This is a genomic window from Staphylococcus rostri, from assembly GCF_002902145.1.
GTDB classification, from domain to species: Bacteria; Bacillota; Bacilli; order Staphylococcales; family Staphylococcaceae; genus Staphylococcus; species Staphylococcus rostri.
On sequence record NZ_PPRF01000130.1, the window covers coordinates 1 to 919 of the forward strand.

Annotated in this window: 8 tRNA genes and 1 rRNA gene; all 9 read left to right on the top strand. The window is 48.5% G+C overall.

The features are described from left to right. Positions 1-103: ribosomal RNA gene (rrf, locus tag CD122_RS11365) — 5S ribosomal RNA — on the top strand; the annotation flags it as partial. A gap of 11 nt (positions 104-114) precedes the next feature. Continuing rightward, positions 115-190: transfer RNA gene (locus tag CD122_RS11370), tRNA-Val, on the top strand. A 3-nt stretch (positions 191-193) separates the two neighbouring features. Beyond that, positions 194-269 (top strand) — tRNA-Thr (locus tag CD122_RS11375). Positions 270-276: 7 nt separating this feature from the next. Beyond that, positions 277-352, top strand: a tRNA-Lys gene (locus CD122_RS11380). A gap of 15 nt (positions 353-367) precedes the next feature. Then, a tRNA-Gly gene (locus CD122_RS11385) sits at positions 368-442 on the top strand. An 8-nt stretch (positions 443-450) separates the two neighbouring features. Then, positions 451-539, top strand: a tRNA-Leu gene (locus CD122_RS11390). 18 nt (positions 540-557) lie between these two features. Further along, a tRNA-Arg gene (locus tag CD122_RS11395) sits at positions 558-634 on the top strand. Between the two features lie 9 nt (positions 635-643). Then, positions 644-717: transfer RNA gene (locus tag CD122_RS11400), tRNA-Pro, on the top strand. A 20-nt stretch (positions 718-737) separates the two neighbouring features. Further along, a tRNA-Ala gene (locus CD122_RS11405) sits at positions 738-813 on the top strand. The last annotated feature ends 106 nt before the right edge of the window (positions 814-919 follow it).

Genomic DNA, 919 nt, shown 5'->3' on the forward strand with positions numbered 1-919 from the left:
GGCAAAGAGGTCACACCTGTTCCCATGCCGAACACAGAAGTTAAGCTCTTTAGCGCCGATGGTAGTCGGACTTACGTTCCGCGAGAGTAGGACGTTGCCAGTCTATTGTATAATGGAGAATTAGCTCAGCTGGGAGAGCATCTGCCTTACAAGCAGAGGGTCGGCGGTTCGAACCCGTCATTCTCCACCATTTGCCGGCCTAGCTCAATTGGTAGAGCAACTGACTTGTAATCAGTAGGTTGGGGGTTCAAGTCCTCTGGCCGGCACCATTATCTCGAGCCATTAGCTCAGCTGGTAGAGCATCTGACTTTTAATCAGAGGGTCAGAGGTTCAAATCCTCTATGGCTCACCATATAAATTTTATCGAGCAGAAGTAGTTCAGCGGTAGAATACAACCTTGCCAAGGTTGGGGTCGCGGGTTCGAATCCCGTCTTCTGCTCCATTATTTTTGCCGGGGTGGCGGAACTGGCAGACGCACAGGACTTAAAATCCTGCGGTAAGTGATTACCGTACCGGTTCGATTCCGGTCCTCGGCACCATCTAATATTTTAATAAATGCGCCCGTAGCTCAACTGGATAGAGCGTTTGACTACGGATCAAGAGGTTATGGGTTCGACTCCTATCGGGCGCGCCATTTTAATTACGGGAAGTAGCTCAGCTTGGTAGAGCACTTGGTTTGGGACCAAGGGGTCGCAGGTTCAAATCCTGTCTTCCCGACTTACTTAAATACCTTTTATGGGGGCTTAGCTCAGCTGGGAGAGCGCCTGCTTTGCACGCAGGAGGTCAGCGGTTCGATCCCGCTAGTCTCCACCATTATTTCTTTAAACATGAACATTGAAAACTGAATGACAATATGTCAACGTTAATTCCGATAATTTGAGTACTCAGAGTAGTACTTTCAAGAGTGATTGACTTAAAC